The organism is Pseudoalteromonas aurantia 208, from assembly GCF_014858725.1.
In the GTDB taxonomy this organism is placed as follows: domain Bacteria; phylum Pseudomonadota; class Gammaproteobacteria; order Enterobacterales; family Alteromonadaceae; genus Pseudoalteromonas; species Pseudoalteromonas aurantia.
In genome coordinates, this window is sequence record NZ_AQGV01000012.1 from 1183980 (window position 1) to 1199045 (window position 15066).

General features: G+C 40.5%; 15 protein-coding genes. 6 read left to right on the forward strand and 9 right to left on the reverse strand.

All coding sequences use genetic code 11. The annotated features are described in order from the left end of the window. The first annotated feature begins 230 nt into the window (after positions 1 to 230). Positions 231 to 398, forward strand: a complete 168-nt coding sequence (locus PAUR_RS09010) for a hypothetical protein (RefSeq protein ID WP_192507433.1) — start codon at positions 231 to 233, stop codon at positions 396 to 398. A gap of 285 nt (positions 399 to 683) precedes the next feature. Here PAUR_RS09010 and PAUR_RS09015 read toward each other — a convergent pair whose 3' ends face one another. Continuing rightward, complete coding sequence (locus tag PAUR_RS09015) at positions 684 to 1904, reverse strand: M24 family metallopeptidase (RefSeq protein ID WP_192507434.1); 1221 nt, start codon at positions 1902 to 1904, stop codon at positions 684 to 686. Positions 1905 to 1912: 8 nt separating this feature from the next. Further along, the gene (locus tag PAUR_RS09020) at positions 1913 to 3154 is read right to left on the reverse strand and encodes an NAD(P)/FAD-dependent oxidoreductase (RefSeq protein ID WP_192507435.1); all 1242 of its coding nucleotides are present in this window, start codon (positions 3152 to 3154) and stop codon (positions 1913 to 1915) included. A 330-nt stretch (positions 3155 to 3484) separates the two neighbouring features. Between PAUR_RS09020 and PAUR_RS09025 the strand changes: the two genes are divergently transcribed. Further along, on the forward strand, positions 3485 to 4486 hold the full coding sequence (locus tag PAUR_RS09025) for a 4-hydroxyproline epimerase (protein ID WP_192507436.1): 1002 nt from the start codon (positions 3485 to 3487) through the stop codon (positions 4484 to 4486). Positions 4487 to 4509: 23 nt separating this feature from the next. Beyond that, positions 4510 to 6012: an aldehyde dehydrogenase (NADP(+)) gene (locus tag PAUR_RS09030; protein ID WP_192507437.1), complete on the forward strand. Its 1503-nt coding sequence runs from the start codon at positions 4510 to 4512 to the stop codon at positions 6010 to 6012. 269 nt (positions 6013 to 6281) lie between these two features. On the opposite strand, the gene rsmF is transcribed toward PAUR_RS09030, so the two are convergent. Together rsmF and PAUR_RS09040 are read right to left on the reverse strand one after the other, a co-directional pair. Next, entirely contained in the window at positions 6282 to 7724 is a 1443-nt protein-coding gene (rsmF, locus tag PAUR_RS09035; RefSeq protein WP_192507438.1) for a 16S rRNA (cytosine(1407)-C(5))-methyltransferase RsmF, read from the reverse strand. Between the two features lie 132 nt (positions 7725 to 7856). Beyond that, positions 7857 to 8270 (reverse strand): MAPEG family protein, encoded by a 414-nt coding sequence (locus PAUR_RS09040; RefSeq protein WP_192507439.1) that lies wholly within the window; start codon positions 8268 to 8270, stop codon positions 7857 to 7859. Positions 8271 to 8368: 98 nt separating this feature from the next. Between PAUR_RS09040 and PAUR_RS09045 the strand changes: the two genes are divergently transcribed. After that, complete coding sequence (locus PAUR_RS09045) at positions 8369 to 9331, forward strand: GlxA family transcriptional regulator (RefSeq protein WP_192507440.1); 963 nt, start codon at positions 8369 to 8371, stop codon at positions 9329 to 9331. Between the two features lie 432 nt (positions 9332 to 9763). Here the strand turns inward: PAUR_RS09045 and PAUR_RS09050 are convergent, their stop codons facing one another. From PAUR_RS09050 to PAUR_RS09060, 3 genes are all read right to left on the reverse strand, one after another. After that, entirely contained in the window at positions 9764 to 10150 is a 387-nt protein-coding gene (locus PAUR_RS09050; RefSeq protein ID WP_192507441.1) for a hypothetical protein, read from the reverse strand. 83 nt (positions 10151 to 10233) lie between these two features. Then, positions 10234 to 11055: a substrate-binding periplasmic protein gene (locus PAUR_RS09055; RefSeq protein ID WP_192507442.1), complete on the reverse strand. Its 822-nt coding sequence runs from the start codon at positions 11053 to 11055 to the stop codon at positions 10234 to 10236. Then, complete coding sequence (locus PAUR_RS09060; RefSeq protein WP_192507443.1) at positions 11012 to 11659, reverse strand: hypothetical protein; 648 nt, start codon at positions 11657 to 11659, stop codon at positions 11012 to 11014. Before PAUR_RS09060 ends, PAUR_RS09055 begins: the two co-directional genes overlap by 44 nt. Before the next feature lie 131 nt (positions 11660 to 11790). Between PAUR_RS09060 and PAUR_RS09065 the strand changes: the two genes are divergently transcribed. After that, positions 11791 to 12966, forward strand: coding sequence for a quinone-dependent dihydroorotate dehydrogenase (locus PAUR_RS09065; RefSeq protein ID WP_192507444.1), 1176 nt, complete (start codon positions 11791 to 11793; stop codon positions 12964 to 12966). A 35-nt stretch (positions 12967 to 13001) separates the two neighbouring features. On the opposite strand, the gene PAUR_RS09070 is transcribed toward PAUR_RS09065, so the two are convergent. After that, the gene (locus PAUR_RS09070; RefSeq protein WP_192507445.1) at positions 13002 to 13304 is read right to left on the reverse strand and encodes a DoxX-like family protein; all 303 of its coding nucleotides are present in this window, start codon (positions 13302 to 13304) and stop codon (positions 13002 to 13004) included. Between the two features lie 124 nt (positions 13305 to 13428). On the opposite strand from PAUR_RS09070, the gene PAUR_RS09075 reads away from it, so the two are divergent. Next, positions 13429 to 13644: a TIGR02450 family Trp-rich protein gene (locus tag PAUR_RS09075; protein WP_192508545.1), complete on the forward strand. Its 216-nt coding sequence runs from the start codon at positions 13429 to 13431 to the stop codon at positions 13642 to 13644. A 167-nt stretch (positions 13645 to 13811) separates the two neighbouring features. Here the strand turns inward: PAUR_RS09075 and PAUR_RS09080 are convergent, their stop codons facing one another. Next, a complete protein-coding gene (locus PAUR_RS09080; protein WP_192507446.1) occupies positions 13812 to 14993 on the reverse strand; it encodes a right-handed parallel beta-helix repeat-containing protein in 1182 nt (393 codons plus the stop codon). Between the last annotated feature and the right edge of the window lie 73 nt (positions 14994 to 15066).

Genomic DNA, 15066 nt, shown 5'->3' on the forward strand with positions numbered 1-15066 from the left:
AGAAAGGTGAAAATAGAGACGTTGATGTCATGCTCCTAATTTAACTTCAGGTTAGCGTCAAATTTTTCGAGCAACTTTACTGGCTTGTATATTATATTCAATTATTGAAGGTGTATAATTTAATTCCGATTTAAGGTAATACGGCACAGAAAAGCGGTTTTGCGTGTACTAAGTCATTTTTATTACCTTGATTGGTATTTTTAATTCTTAATTTAGTAAAAGGAAGTTTTATGAAAAAAGTTAAATCAAAATCACGAGTCCTTGAAATTATATCTATAAAGCACTTAGCGCGGATCTCAGGTGGGCGTAATATTCGTTGCCCAGCGGTTCACGATGGTAAACCGGGTACGCCGCAAGAACATTGTATTTGTCTTAATGTGCCGCCATTTAGAGGCTAATTAGCATATCAATGGCAACTAATAAGTTGCCATGTTTTATAAATAGTTAAAATCATTTACTCAACCTGTCTTTAATTACATTTCACATATTCTTCTATGTACCACGCGCTGTCGTATACAACTTTTAGTCATGGTTATACGTCAGTTTCTTAATGATATTAATAATATAAAGCGATGAATTGGATGACTTCAAAAGAAATAGTTTACAGTAATATTCTATACTCTTACTTCAATAGAAGAATGCCCTAAAGTGAATAGGGCATCGATTTCAGAGTATGGACGTACTTATTCTTTTAAACCAAATGGATCATCAATGCTGTGGCTCGGCTGAGTAAACCATTTAGGGCCTGCCTCGGTCATGTAAAAATGGTCTTCTAGACGAATGCCAAACTCATCAGGAATGACTAACATAGGCTCGTTACTAAAACACATACCGGCTTGTAAAGGTTGCGGGTTATTACGAACTAAGTATGGCCATTCATGTATGTCTAAGCCAATACCATGGCCCGTTCTGTGTGGGCAGCCAGGGACATTGTAATCTGGGCCTAATCCGACAGAGGTTAGGTAGTTACGCGCTGCATCATCCACAGCCCCACACGGTTTACCAATTTGTGCAGCGTTAAACGCGGCTATTTGGGCATTTTTCTCATGATCCCACATAGTACGCTGTCTCGGTGAGGGGGTACCAAAGACATAAGTTCGGGTGATATCCGACAAATAGCCTTCAACTTTACACCCTGTATCAACGAGTACGACATCACCTTGTTTAAGCGTTTGTGGCTCTTTAACGCCATGCGGAAATGAAGAGGCTTCACCAAACAGCACAATACAAAAGTAGTTACCTGATGCGCCGACTTTTTTGTGTGCTGTATTGATAAAAGTTTCTACTTCTGTGGTGGTGATCCCTTCATATAACATACTGGCGGTTGCTTGATGTACTGCTAGAGTCATATCCATTGCACGTTGGATCAGAGCAAGCTCTGTGGCTGATTTATGCATTCTGCAGTGTGCGGTAACTGTATCAGCATTGATCCAAGTATGTTGTGGTGCAGCTTGGCGTATGCCATCGAAAATGAAAAAAGCAGTACTTTCATCAATACCAATCGTCGCTGCAACGGTAATATCAAGCTCTAATAGTGTTTTAGCAAACAGTTGATAAGGGCTCTCATGCTCTTGCCAGCAATGGATAGGGCCTTCAATTACTTGGTAGTCAATCAAAGTACCAATTTCAAAGGTTGGTGCAATAAATTGTACAGTGCCTTTGGCTGGTAATATTGCTCCGACCATACGCTCGCTCGCGTACCATTGCATACCTGTAAAGTAAGTTAAGTTAGTGCCAGCGTTTAGATATATTGCTGCAATATTATGTTCTTGCATGTACGCTTGTGCACGGTTAATACGTTGTTGATATTCTTCATAACCAATTGCTTGCACATCAGTCGTCATGTTAGTTAACGAGTCTAGCGCTTGTTGTTGGCTTTGTATGCCTACACCATGGGTTGTCATAATTTCTCCTAAAATCTATCTATTCGATATGGGGTCAAATCCAAACTAGGTACTTCACCACTACAAAGTTGTGTTAATAGTTTTGCTGTAATTGCCGCTTGAGTTAAGCCAAGGTGCTGATGACCGAACCCAAAGTACACATTGCGATGCTTTGGGCTGCGGCCGATTACGGGTAATGAATCGGGTAATGATGGGCGACATCCCATCCAAGTGTCAAATGGGGGTTTTTCATCAATGCCACTCAGTAGTGCCTTTGCGTGTTTCAATAACATTGTCGCGCGGTGATGGTTTTCTGGTGCATCAAGCCCAGCAAATTCAACAGTGCCTGCGAGTCGTAAGCCTTCTGACATGGGCGTTATAATAAACTGACGTTCTGCAGATGCAACTGGACGAGACAGGGTACTTTGATTTTTGATCATGGCGTGGTAGCCGCGCTCTGTATCTAATGGCACATTAAAGCCTAATTGGCTGGTGAGATATTTACTCCATGCACCTGTGCATATAATGACTTTATCAAACTGATGTGTGGTATTGTCGGAGGTGGTAAGTGCTATATTTTGGTCTGTTGTTTGAATCGCTTTAATGCCCACTTGTTGAAATTCGCCGTGCGCACGATGAAACAAAGAAAAAATATGCTGGCATAAATGATAGGGGTTTATGCTATGTCCGACATCCGTAAATAAGAGTGCGTTTTTAACGCGTTTATCTAAGTTAGGCTCAATAGAGAACACACTTTTCCCTTTAAGCCATTTCACCGCAACATTATGTTGCTTATATTGTTGGTACAGTTTTTCAATATCACTCTCAGGGGTGTCTTCAAACGTCAGCAAACTGCCATTTAAGGTAATTAGGTCGGTAAAATCTTGATCGCCTAATAACGCTTTATAGGCTGATAAAGCAGGTTCATTAAGCGCTTTTAAGGCATTGGTATTTTCGGTGAGCTTGGCTTTTCTCATGTTACAAACAAATCTAAAAAACCATGGAAAGGCTTTATAAAGATAGCGCCAATCAATCCTTAGCGGGCCGTTGGGGTTGAACAACATACCAGGCAGCTTTTTTAATAAGCTTGCTTGAGCCAGTGGAAAAACTTGCTCTGTGGCAAAGTGTCCCGCATTGCCTTTTGAGCATTTTTCAGCAATACCTTGTTGGTCGAATAAAGTAACAGAAAAGCCTTGATCTTGTAAATTCTTGGCTGTACATAAACCGACGACACCTGCGCCAATAACAGCAATTTTAGGTTGATTAGACATGCACTTTCCTCTTTTTTAGCTGAATTGACTATCAATATTGTAAATCTCAGTAGATTGTATCTACTCAATTGCAGTCAAACTGATGTCTATTATTATTATTTTTATAAATACAAATTTCATATTTATCCGTAAGTTACCCATAGTTTCTGGATGAAAAGTTAAGATTGTTATTATCCATGGTAATATTTTCTTAACTTGGACATTGATTATTGTATACAATATACTTAAGATGGTAAACATAAAAACCAGATAGAGGAAAAACCAAGATGGCAAATTGGCAAGGGGTTTACTCATTAGTAATAACTCAATTTAACGGTGACGGCAAATAGTATGCGCAGAGGGACATTTTCATGTATTGATGGCCACACATGTGGTAACCCTGTGCGGTTGATCACCAGTGGACACCCAAATTTATTGGGGTCCACAATGAGTGAGAAGCGTCAGCACTTCATGGCTGATTTTGACTGGATCCGTCAGGCGTTAATGTTTGAGCCAAGAGGCCATGACATGATGTCAGGTGCATTTATTTATCCACCGACCACAGAAGATGGTGATGCAAGCGTATTGTTTGTTGAAACCTCAGGGTGTTTGCCTATGTGTGGGCACGGCTTAATAGGCACGATCACATTTGCGCTGCAGGCTGGTCTATTACAACCAAAAGTAGAAGGCGAGTTAAAAATAGATACGCCGGCAGGACGGGTTAATGCACAGTATTTACGCAGTGGTGAGCATGTTGAATGGGTTAAATTGTTCAATGTTCCCGCATTTTTGGCGTATGAACAGGTTGTGATAGATGTGCCTGATTTAGGTCAATTAACCGTCGATATTTCATATGGTGGTAATTATTACATCATCGTTGAGCCGCAGCAGAACTTTCCGGGCATTGATAAATGGAGCGCCAGTGACATATTGACGTTCAGCCCGAAAGTGAGAAATGCGGTGAATCAAAAACTCAAATGTGTTCACCCAGAAGATCCTACAGTGCAAGGCGCATCGCATGTGTTGTGGACCGGACGGCCTAAACAATCTGACTCACATGCTGCCAATGCCGTCTTTTACGGTGAAAAAGGGTTAGATAGATCCCCTTGCGGAACAGGAACCAGTGCCAGAATGGCGCAGTTACATGCTAAAGGCAAACTGTTAGCGCATGAGCCGTTTATTCATGAAAGTTTTATTGGCAGCCAATTTATTGGGTGTATAGAAGGTATTACAGAAGTTGCTGGGCGAGTAGCGATACAGCCAAGCATCCGAGGATGGTCAAAAGTAACTGGTACTAGCAACATTAGTGTTGATGATAGTGACCCGTATGCTTTCGGATTTCAAGTAGTGTAATTAATCAAATTTTTGGAGGTAATATGCAAGTTACTGGAGCAAGTCTTATTGCGGGCGATTGGGTGATAGCAGATCAAGCCGAGGCATTTTTTGGCTTTTCACCTAAGTTGAATAAAAGTCTAGAAACACCTATTTACGAAGCAAGTTCAGATATGTTGGCGAGTGCGATTGAGCAAGCTGGGTTGGCATTTAAAACGTATCGAAAAACCAATTATCAGCAACGTGCAACGTTCTTACATGCTATTGCAGATGAAATTGAAGCATTGGGCGATGTTTTAATCGAAACGACGCATCAAGAAACGAACCTACCCATTGCAAGACTGCAAGGTGAGCGTGGACGTACAATGAATCAGTTACGTGCTTTTGCCCATGCATTAGAAGGTAGTCAAGATAGTATTGCAAACTTTGGCTGTGCTGATACTGCGATCCCTGATCGTTCACCTTTACCAAAACCAAATACAGCACTCGATTATTTACCTCTAGGGGTTGTTGGCGTGTTTGGCGCATCAAACTTCCCGTATGCATTTTCTACTTTAGGCGGTGATACTGCTGCAGCACTGGCAGCTGGATGTCCGGTGGTAATGAAAAGCCACACAGCTCACCCGGCGACGAGTGAATTAATGGCCAGAGCAATGGACAAGGCTATTAATAAGTGTGCTATGCCAAAAGGCGTATTTTCAATGATCCAAGCAAAACGTTATGACATTGCGCATGAGTTAGTTGGTGCACCGCAAGTTAAAGCAATTGGTTTTACAGGATCATTCTCGGTTGCACATAAACTGTTAGACACAATCGCAAAGCGACAAGAGCCGATCCCGTTTTACGGAGAGTTAGGCAGTATAAACCCACAGCTTATTTTAAAGGAAAAAGTACAAGAAGCGGGTCCAACTGTAGCAGATCAGCTAAGTCAGGCTCTGTTAATGGGCAATGGACAGTTTTGTACGAGCCCTGGTCTATGGTTGGTGCCTGCAGCCAGTCATGAGTTTGTTGATCAAGCGATAAAAAATATTCAAGCGAGTGCATCAGATACATTATTGTCACCAAACATTGTGGCGAGTTTTAAACACAGTATTGCACAATTAACGTCACGAGATGACGTCACTTTGCTTGCACAAGGTGAATTGAGTGAACAGCACCATGCGAATGCCCACTTGTTCGCGACAGATATCGATACGTTCACAAATGATGCTTCTTTACGTGAAGAGGTGTTTGGTCCTATGGCTATGATGGTGACATATGATAAAGAAAGTCAACTACAGCGCTTGGTTGAACTACTTGATGGGCAATTAACCGCATCGGTTCATGGTACTCGTCAAGATCTGAAGAAATCAGCAGCAGTGATTGAAGCGTTAGAATACAAAGTAGGGCGGATCATTGAAAATCAGATGCCAACGGGTGTTGAAGTGTGTCCATCAATGAACCATGGTGGCCCATACCCATCATCGACAGATGTTCGAAGCACATCTGTTGGCTTAAATGCCATGCTTAGGTTCTTGCGACCAATTTGTCGTCAGCGTGCTAATTAATGTAACAAACGTAATTATTTCTTTAAAAAATACGTGAAAAAATGCCCAGAGCACTCGCTTGCTCTGGGCTTAGGGGATAGCTCCAATGGAGCCAAAGCGTTACTAAAAAAACACCTTTCTTCTGTAGGGAGAAGTAGAAAGTAACTTAAGTGTAGTTAATATTTCACAAAACTTACAAACAACTCAATGAAATATTAATTTACTTAAAATCAGTTGCTTAATGTTCATATAAGTATTTAATCTAAAAAATATAAAAAGATATATTCATGTTATACCCAAGTTATTAACTGACTGTCACTAACAAGGTCTCTGGGTAAGCTATTCTTGATTTTACTCTTTTGCCATTTCCCTAACCCAACAGGCGCACCGCACAGCGTTAAGATGACTTCGCCCGTTACATTTACAGGGTCAGCCAGTCGAATATCCTTACCATTGAAATAATCACGCGCGTCACTATCAGACATTGCATAGGTGTTTTTTGTGGCGTACTTTCCAAGTGCTGTTGCAAATTCATGCTCCAATCTCACACCATTTTTATGAGTAGTACCTAACTGTATACCCAGCCGGGCATATTTAATTTTGTTCTCTATAGGTTGAAACCCATCAGGGAATAGCCAGAGCTCTTTGTCTCTACTCATAAGCTGACCAGGCAACGACTCATTGAGCCCAAAATGCGTGTTAATATAGTCGATAAAACTCGTTTGTAACTTATGATCAGAGGGGGAAAATGGAAACGCGCCTTTCTTATACTTTTGCTGATCATTGTCTACCGAATGTGTTTTGATGAAGCGGGCAATGAAAAAGCCTTCGCTATCGTAAATTTGAGGCCAAACGTGTAAATAACCTTCAGGTGTTGTTGCTTTGTCAGCATCGGGAAACAATGATGATAACGGATCAACTTTGATTGCATCCGTAAATTCGTCGAGTAAGGCATCGCACACTTGCTGATTTTCTAGAGGGGTTAATGTACAGGTAGAATAAACCAATGTACCACCCGGTTTGAGTGCAAGGAATGCACTACGAATTAACTTTTTCTGAACCGTTGCAATATCAATATTTGAGTCAATAGACCAATTTTTTAGCGCGTCTGCGTCTTTTCTTACTGTACCTTCGCCTGAGCAAGGCGCATCGAGTAAAATACTGTCAAAACTTTCAAACATATAATCGCCAAATATGGCGGCGTCAAAATGCGACAGCGCACAATTTGCAACACCCATGCGCTTCATATTTGCTGCGAGTACTTTGAGTCGAGAAGACGATAGCTCATTGGCAACTAACACACCTTGGTTATTCATTAGCGCGCTTAATTGCGAGGTTTTTGAACCTGGCGCTGATGCCATATCTAACACATAAGTACTGTTGCTAAGCGCAGCTTCTAATGCAATAGGTGGCAGCATTGAACTGGCTTCTTGTACGTAAATACAGCCGCTTAAATGAATATCAGTATTGCCCAAAGCTAAGTTGTGTTCTTCCTCATTTGGACGGGTGAGCCAAAAACCGGTTTCGCACCATGGTACCGCGGTTATTTGCCAGTTATGCTCAACACAATAAGCTTTGAATGCACAAATCGACATTTTAAGTGTGTTAACCCGAATAGATCGCCTAAGTGGGGTTTTACACGCATCTAAAAAATCCGTGAGCGCCAAATGTGAGGGAATATATGTTTGTACGTCATCAATAAATGCATCGGGAATATAAGTTGAACTGTCCAAGGTGCGCTCTGTGTTACTGGTTTGAATTGAGTGACACAATTTTATCATTGCCTGAGAGGCGCTTAAAGGCCATTTTACACTTGACGACAATTAAGCACTTAGATTTGGTAAAACACTTGGCGTGAAATATACCTATTGTGTATACATTCGATAGATAAAACAAAACCAGCCAATAAATAAAGTTAAAGAGCTCATAGCGAATGCGATGGTACGTAAGAGTAAATTGCGGCCCATAATGTGCTCTGCACAATGCCAATAACGTGCAACGACAAAAAAACAGCTGATCACATACCATAAATGTCCATCAAGTTGATGCAGCTGCAAGGTGATCAGCAAGATAGTGAATAGCACAGGTTGTTGAAATTGATTGTCGTAATTATTACCCGCCAAAACGGTTAATTTCGAGAGGTTATGTTTGTTAATGAAAGTGATATCAGCGGGTGATACTGACTGAGTTATATAAGCTCGCACGCGTAATACAGTGGTTAATATCCACAAAAATGCGATGAGTATCAGTAAGAAGAATAGAGGGTATTGGATCCACATAGGTGTGCTCCTAAATATTGATGATGAATTTACTTTACCAGCATTCACTGTTTGGCTAAGGTGTCATATATGACAGTTTTTAAGTTAAAAGTGACATATTGAAAGTCTCGATCATTATTCCAGATAACGTACTCGCCAGTGGTCTTATGGGCGTTATCGATGTATTACATGTGGCCAATACGTTGGCCAGACGGCCTATATTTGAGTGGCAATTGGTGAGCTTAACAACTGATACAGTGCACGCGAGTCAAGGTATGGTGTTTGAAAGTTGTACTCCATTGGCTGGTATACAGTCATGTGATGCGATGATTTGGGTCGGGAGTCAGTACTTAGGGCAGCAAGCGTTATGGCAACAATGCCAACAAATTGCACCGCTAAAACTTCACATTACAAAGCTTATTGAGCAAAGTGAAGTTGTTTTGGCTGGGTGTACCGGAGTGAGTTATTTGGCAAAATCTGGTGTGTTAAATGATATTAAGTTAACCAGTAGCTGGTGGCTGAAGACATTTTATGCCAAATATTTTCCGCATTTAAATGTCAGTCAAGAAGCGATTTACATACATGACGATAAGTTCATTACTTCAGGAGCTGTACAGTGCTATTTCCCTATGATGTTGTATTTTATACAACAGGTGCTTGGCGAGCAGTTTGCAGATGATGTTGCCTCATGGCTTGCCATTCCAAAATCACGGGAGTCTCAGCTTTCGTTTATGGCGTGCCATGCGTTTGAGTTACATCAAGACCGTAAATTATTGGCGCTACAACACTATATTAAGCAATCTTTGTCAGACGATCTTACATTACCCGTTTTAGCCGATAGGTTATGTGTCAGTGAGAGAACACTGATCCGACGATTTAATAAACATGTGGGATTATCACCATCTGCTTATGTCCGCTTGGCGCGACTTGAAAGAGCAAAGCAATTGTTGCGCTCAACTGAACATCGATTTGATGCGATTGGAGAGTTGGTCGGCTATCAAGATTTGAGCGCGTTAAATAAGCAATTTAAAGCACAGTATGGACAATCTATGAAACAATGGACGGCAAGCGAAAGGGAATAGCTTTCAGGTGGGTATAAAATAGTGACAGTTTTACTTTGGAATATATTATATACACTATTCTTTTGTGTATAAATATAATGGACTTAGTTGGGTAAATTCATTACATAAAGGATAATATAATGAGGTAAACCCTAAAGAATCAAAGATAAAGTTACTATCAAAAAACGCGGTTTTATCATTTGAAATTACCTAAAATATCGCAGGTGCAGGCTTTACAAGGCGATGTGATTACTCACAGGATGCGCGTTGTTTAACACAAGTAGAAGCCAAAGCAGGTGGTATGGGGCATCACTGTGGCGGTGTTTTTTAACATTAAATAGTGAACGTTATCCAGCTCTTTGTAGGCTGTTATCTCAGTTCAACGCATTTTGATGTACCAGCAATTAATAGGTTCATAGAGTTGGTTTGTGAGTGAGATTAATCATCTGTTAACTAAGGCTCATTCAACCAAGTAATGGCAAGTTCTTCACTATAAAAACTTTTAATTTCTAAAGCATTGTTATCTGCAAACAAGTCTATTAGATCACTTTTAAAATCGGCTGGGCTCACGACTCTTGCGATACGCACATGAAGCAAGATATTTTCTATTGCTTTCATCACCTTTAAAACATCACTGCCGCTGTAATTTAGCTTTAAATTAACCACATTGAGTAATAAGTTTGGCTTGTTGTGCAGTTTTGCGACGCGATTAATTTCATCATACATGTTGATGACTTCTGTTGGGGTTCCAGACCCTTTCACCGATACCTTTATAATACTGGTTGGCAAGTCGGTTATTATGTCATATTGAAATTGATGTGTTTTATTGCTATCGCTCATGGCCGTTACAAATCGTTACATCATAATATAGGTTTAGCAAAGTCCCAGTGGATTAGACAGCTTTCAGAACAACATAATTTGCGTTACTGATGATTATTTAATTCATGACTGGCCTCAATAAAAGCATTTTTGAGTTTAGTAACAACGGGCTCTGGGGTGTTGAGGCTAAGCGCAACATATAATTCGTGGTGTTTAATAACATGCTCATGTGGAAAGTAACCATATTGACTATTTACCAACGCGTTAGCAGGTATATGAGAAGCCCACATAATATCAGCTCTACCCATTTCAAGACTACGCCACGCTGCGGTGAAATTACCAACAATGAGTAAATTTTGGTTTTCTTTAAACCCCATTTCTCTTAACGCGTTTGCTTCGTAGCTGCCCCTTACACTTACGGCTATGAGAGACTTGGCATCATCAATATTCCCAATTGTCACAGTGCTGTGTTTTGTTGATGAATAGAATTGATATTGCAAAGGTTGTAGTTTGTAAAGCCAATGGAAAAGGGGCGCTCTTTCTGGTGTTTTTGCAATAGAGAAAATTAAAGTATTCGGTTGCGTTTGCGCAATTTTATAGGCGCGTGCCCATGGTAGCACTTCGATATTTTGCTGGTATCCAGCAATTGAGAGCGCACGTTTGACTATTTGAAATGAGCTCCCAGCAACTATCCTTGTATCTTTTACAATTTGATAAGGTGGCAAGTCTTCGGTCACAACTCGGATACTTGGGACTAAAGCTGCCAAGTACCATGGTGCAATCAACAACAAAATTAACCGAATACGATACATGGCTAAGCTTAGTTGGCTGATAATGCTTAAGTATAGATCTGCTCGGTCAATTTGTGAAAGCTGGGTATTTCTATACTGATGATAACTGTGTAAGAATTGACGCTTCGTGGTCACTGTATACCTTCATAAAATTGTTTCTGCATATTGGTGGTTTGCGAGGCAATGTATCAGGTAGGGCTGCGTTTGCTTGCTTTAGTTGTGAAATAAACTGCGCTAAATCAATATTGCGATACGTAAATATCGAGGGTGTAGCAGCGCGTTCAGGGATCTCGAGGGTTGATTCATCCACTGCGAATGAAGCATGTTGAAACTGGGCTTGGCTGTTGCTAAATATACTGTCTCTAGTACGGAGCACCGCAGCATTGGGGATCGCTTTAATTCGCAATTGGGAACCATTTTCTTGCCAACTAATCCCGCATACGCTGATATGCAAACATGACTGTACACCGGCGATTACTTTGGGTGTCAATTGCGCATTGCCTGGTTCATAAATATCTAATATCAATGAGGCGACTGTCTCTTCTGATAAATTTTCAAAAGTAATATCGCCATTGTTTGAAACGTAACTTATCTTGAGGGTTTCTAGCACATAATATACTTTGCCAGTGTCTTTCCACTGTGAATGCGTGCATGTCTCTGTTGCGCGTGTACCTTTATTTGGCCTCGGCCGTGACTTCGCCATTCGACTCGTAAACCAAGTTGTTAGCAGTGTTTTCATAGCGACTCCATTATTTTTTAAATATAACATAAATGATAATGAGAAGGATTGCTATTAAGATTTGCAGGGTGTAAGGTAATTAACATTCAAATTAGCATCAATAATCATTCACACAATAACTGGAGGCTAAAATGAGCTTTATAATCGGGCTGAGGAATTTTTTCTTTAAGGTTCTTTATCGTATTTCACGACCGTTGATATTCTTAATGGACCCTGAAGAGGCGCACTATATGTTTAAACGCGTAGGTGTATTTCTTGGGTCAAATTTTCTGACACGACTACTTACTTCTATGTTGTTCAATTATGGGCACAAAAGTCTTAAATCAACGGTTGATGGTATAGAGTATCGAAACCCGTTAGGTTTATCTGCGGGATTTGATAAAGATGGAGAGTTGACAAAAATATACCCATCAATAGGTTTTGGTTTAGCAGAGCTTGGCTCGTTTACTGGTGAAGTGTGCCCAGGGAATCCCGGGAAAAGACTGTTTCGAATGGTAAAATCTAAGTCAATTTTGGTATGGTATGGTTTAAATAACCAAGGCGCAGAAACCATATCAAAGCGTTTGAAAGATGTGGATTTTGGTAAATTAAAAGTGGGGATCAATGCGGCTAAATCAAATTTAACCTCAGAATTTGATTTACAAGATTCTATCGATGATTACACCAAAACACTGTCTTTATTTAAAGACATTGGCGACTATTACACGATTAATATTAGTTGTCCAAATACTCAAGATGGCGAACCTTTTGTTATTAAAGAAAATTTAGATGCGCTTCTTATTGCTGTGAATGCACATCGTGTCGCTGGCCGACCAATTTATGTTAAGCTCGCAGCGGATATTTCTAACGATGAAATAAATACAATTGTAGACGCGTGTATTGAGCACCAAATGGATGGAGTTGTTTTAACTAACCTCGCTAAACCTTCACATAACAAAGAATTTATAGAAGCAGAGTTGCCTTACCATAAAGGGGCGATGAGCGGTTTGCCGTTACAGCGTATTTCCACCAATGTTATTAGGCATGTATACCGTCGCTCACGGGGAAAGCTTACTATTATAGGTGTTGGTGGTATTTTTACCGCCAAAGATGCCTATGAAAAAATCACATCAGGCGCGAGCTTATTGCATATGATCTCGGCGCTCATTTTCGACGGTCCACAGAGTATTAATGAAATTAATCGTGGGCTGGTGAAGTTGCTAAAAGCGGATGGTTTTTCATCGATTGAAGAAGCTATTGGGTCTCGTAACCCATTACCAAAGTTAACACCTGAAAACCCTGTCGCAACGAAACAGGATGCCGCGTAACAGATTCTTCGTTCCACCAGTTGAAGGCTGAGTGATCAGCCTTTTTTTTGATTTAAACTATTTAGCAAAATTAAGCTCAATGCAATGAGGGTAATATTCGTTGTGACTGGATTAAAAGCATCAATTAATACAACTGGGTAGAGTAAGGCGACCAACATTAATAGGCCTGTAAGCGCCAATATATTTAAATAGATCACCCAACGTACTCGAAAGTAGATAAACACGCACAATCCAAACACCACTTTGGCCACCCCAGCTGAAACTAATAATGAATCGAGCAATGTAAAGTGTAGACACGCCTTATCCTTTGGTGAGTTTTTGTGACGTTTCGTTGCCATTCTAATGAATGTGCGCTGCAAATCCTACCACAATCTTTGTACTAATCGATCTTTACGCGTGATTGATACGTAGTCTTAATGTAGAACGTTAACAATGGGTTGAAAAAAGCTAAAAGAGGGCATGGTGCATAAAATTAATCCTAGAAAGTTATTGAACAGTAAATGGACCGCTATTTCTCCTCAGCATAAAGAAAAACACTTTATTGTGTCAGAAGTGGAGTTTGATGAAGAAGGGCGTATTACGTTGTGTATTATTGAGGCTGTGATGACAAAACGTGCAATTGAAGTTGACTGGCGTACGCTAAAAGAAGGGGATATGTGGAAGGTGGGTTGGCGATAGTTAAAATATGAGAGTGCAATTAATCATCATAAAAGATATGGCCAAGTTGCCAAAGAAAGTAGGCTGTAAAAAGCCTACTTTAATGTGTATTTATCGATGGATTTATTCACGTTTCTATTGTCCTAGTGCCTGATGTAAACATTGGCACTATTACGGCGTGATAGCTATCAAGGCGTAATAAAATATCGGTTGTCAGTTTCAGTACGTAGCACAGAGTCGTTAAGGTAAGACAAAGTCATAGGCCTTTGCGCGGCATCTAAGCTTCCATCAGTTTCAATGGTATTTTGATAAATAGCATTCGCCGTGGCGGTATTGGTTGCATACAGTTTAATCCCATAGCTTTGGCTTTGGATAATGTGGTTATACCGATAGATATGAGGTAAACCATTGCTTTGCGCAGCATCTTGTTGGGCAGGGTTACGTGCAAATATGCCATTCTCGCCAGCCTTGACAATGGTGTTGTGCTCAATCGTTAAATTGTCTCCATCTAGCATCATTCCGTTACCACCGCTTTTAAAAATCATATTACCTGCAACAACAACGCCGTCTCCTCCAACTTGAATACCGGTGTTTTGCCATGCTGGTGAAAAAGGACTTAACCCAGTTCGATAGATTTTATTATGGGCTATTCGTGCATTGTTTTGCACCGAGTTTAGTTGAATGCCGTCAGCGGCGATGTTCTCAAGTATATTATTGGATATATCAACATGGGTTACCTTATGTGGGTAGACAGTGGTTGATTTTCCGTCACATTCGAGCGTTCTACTGTGTCCTGTATAGCCAACGTACATACCTTCACCGGATTCTGTATCGTGTATAAAGTTGTTGTGTATAGACAGCCCTGACATAGTAAAGTTTTCGGCCCATGTTGCGCTGTCACAGTTGGGGTCAGTTTTGATTAGCAAACCAGCAAACCGTGCTCGGTACACTTCAACATGATCAATTTCTATGTGATGACTGAGTTTTCCGACACTCAATGTGCCCCCTAATTTGAGTTTGTAAGGGGAAGCAGAGTCTTGTGCTGTGGATGTCACTTGCAGGTAACTAGAGTTTTCTATTGCGATACTATATTCATACTCAATGGTGGTTACAGTGTCGTCTTGGTTAGTTATGACAATATTATGTTCAGGCGAACCATGTAAATTAGTTACTCTGAGCGGCCCTCTTTCACCTTTCGCTAGACATAGCCTATCACCTGGGGATGTTTGAAGTTGTGAACCATCAATTCTGTATTGCGAAGAGGGGATAACAAAATCACATACTTGTGTTGCGAGAACAGGTTGTGCGATGAGTGTGGCTACAACACACAGAATGGATGACTTAGTATTAAGTCGTGTTTTGAGTTGCATTTCATATGCTCCTTGTATTAATTTTCCTTTGAATAATTGCGAGATTAAAAAGGTAAGCGGCGATTGCACACAT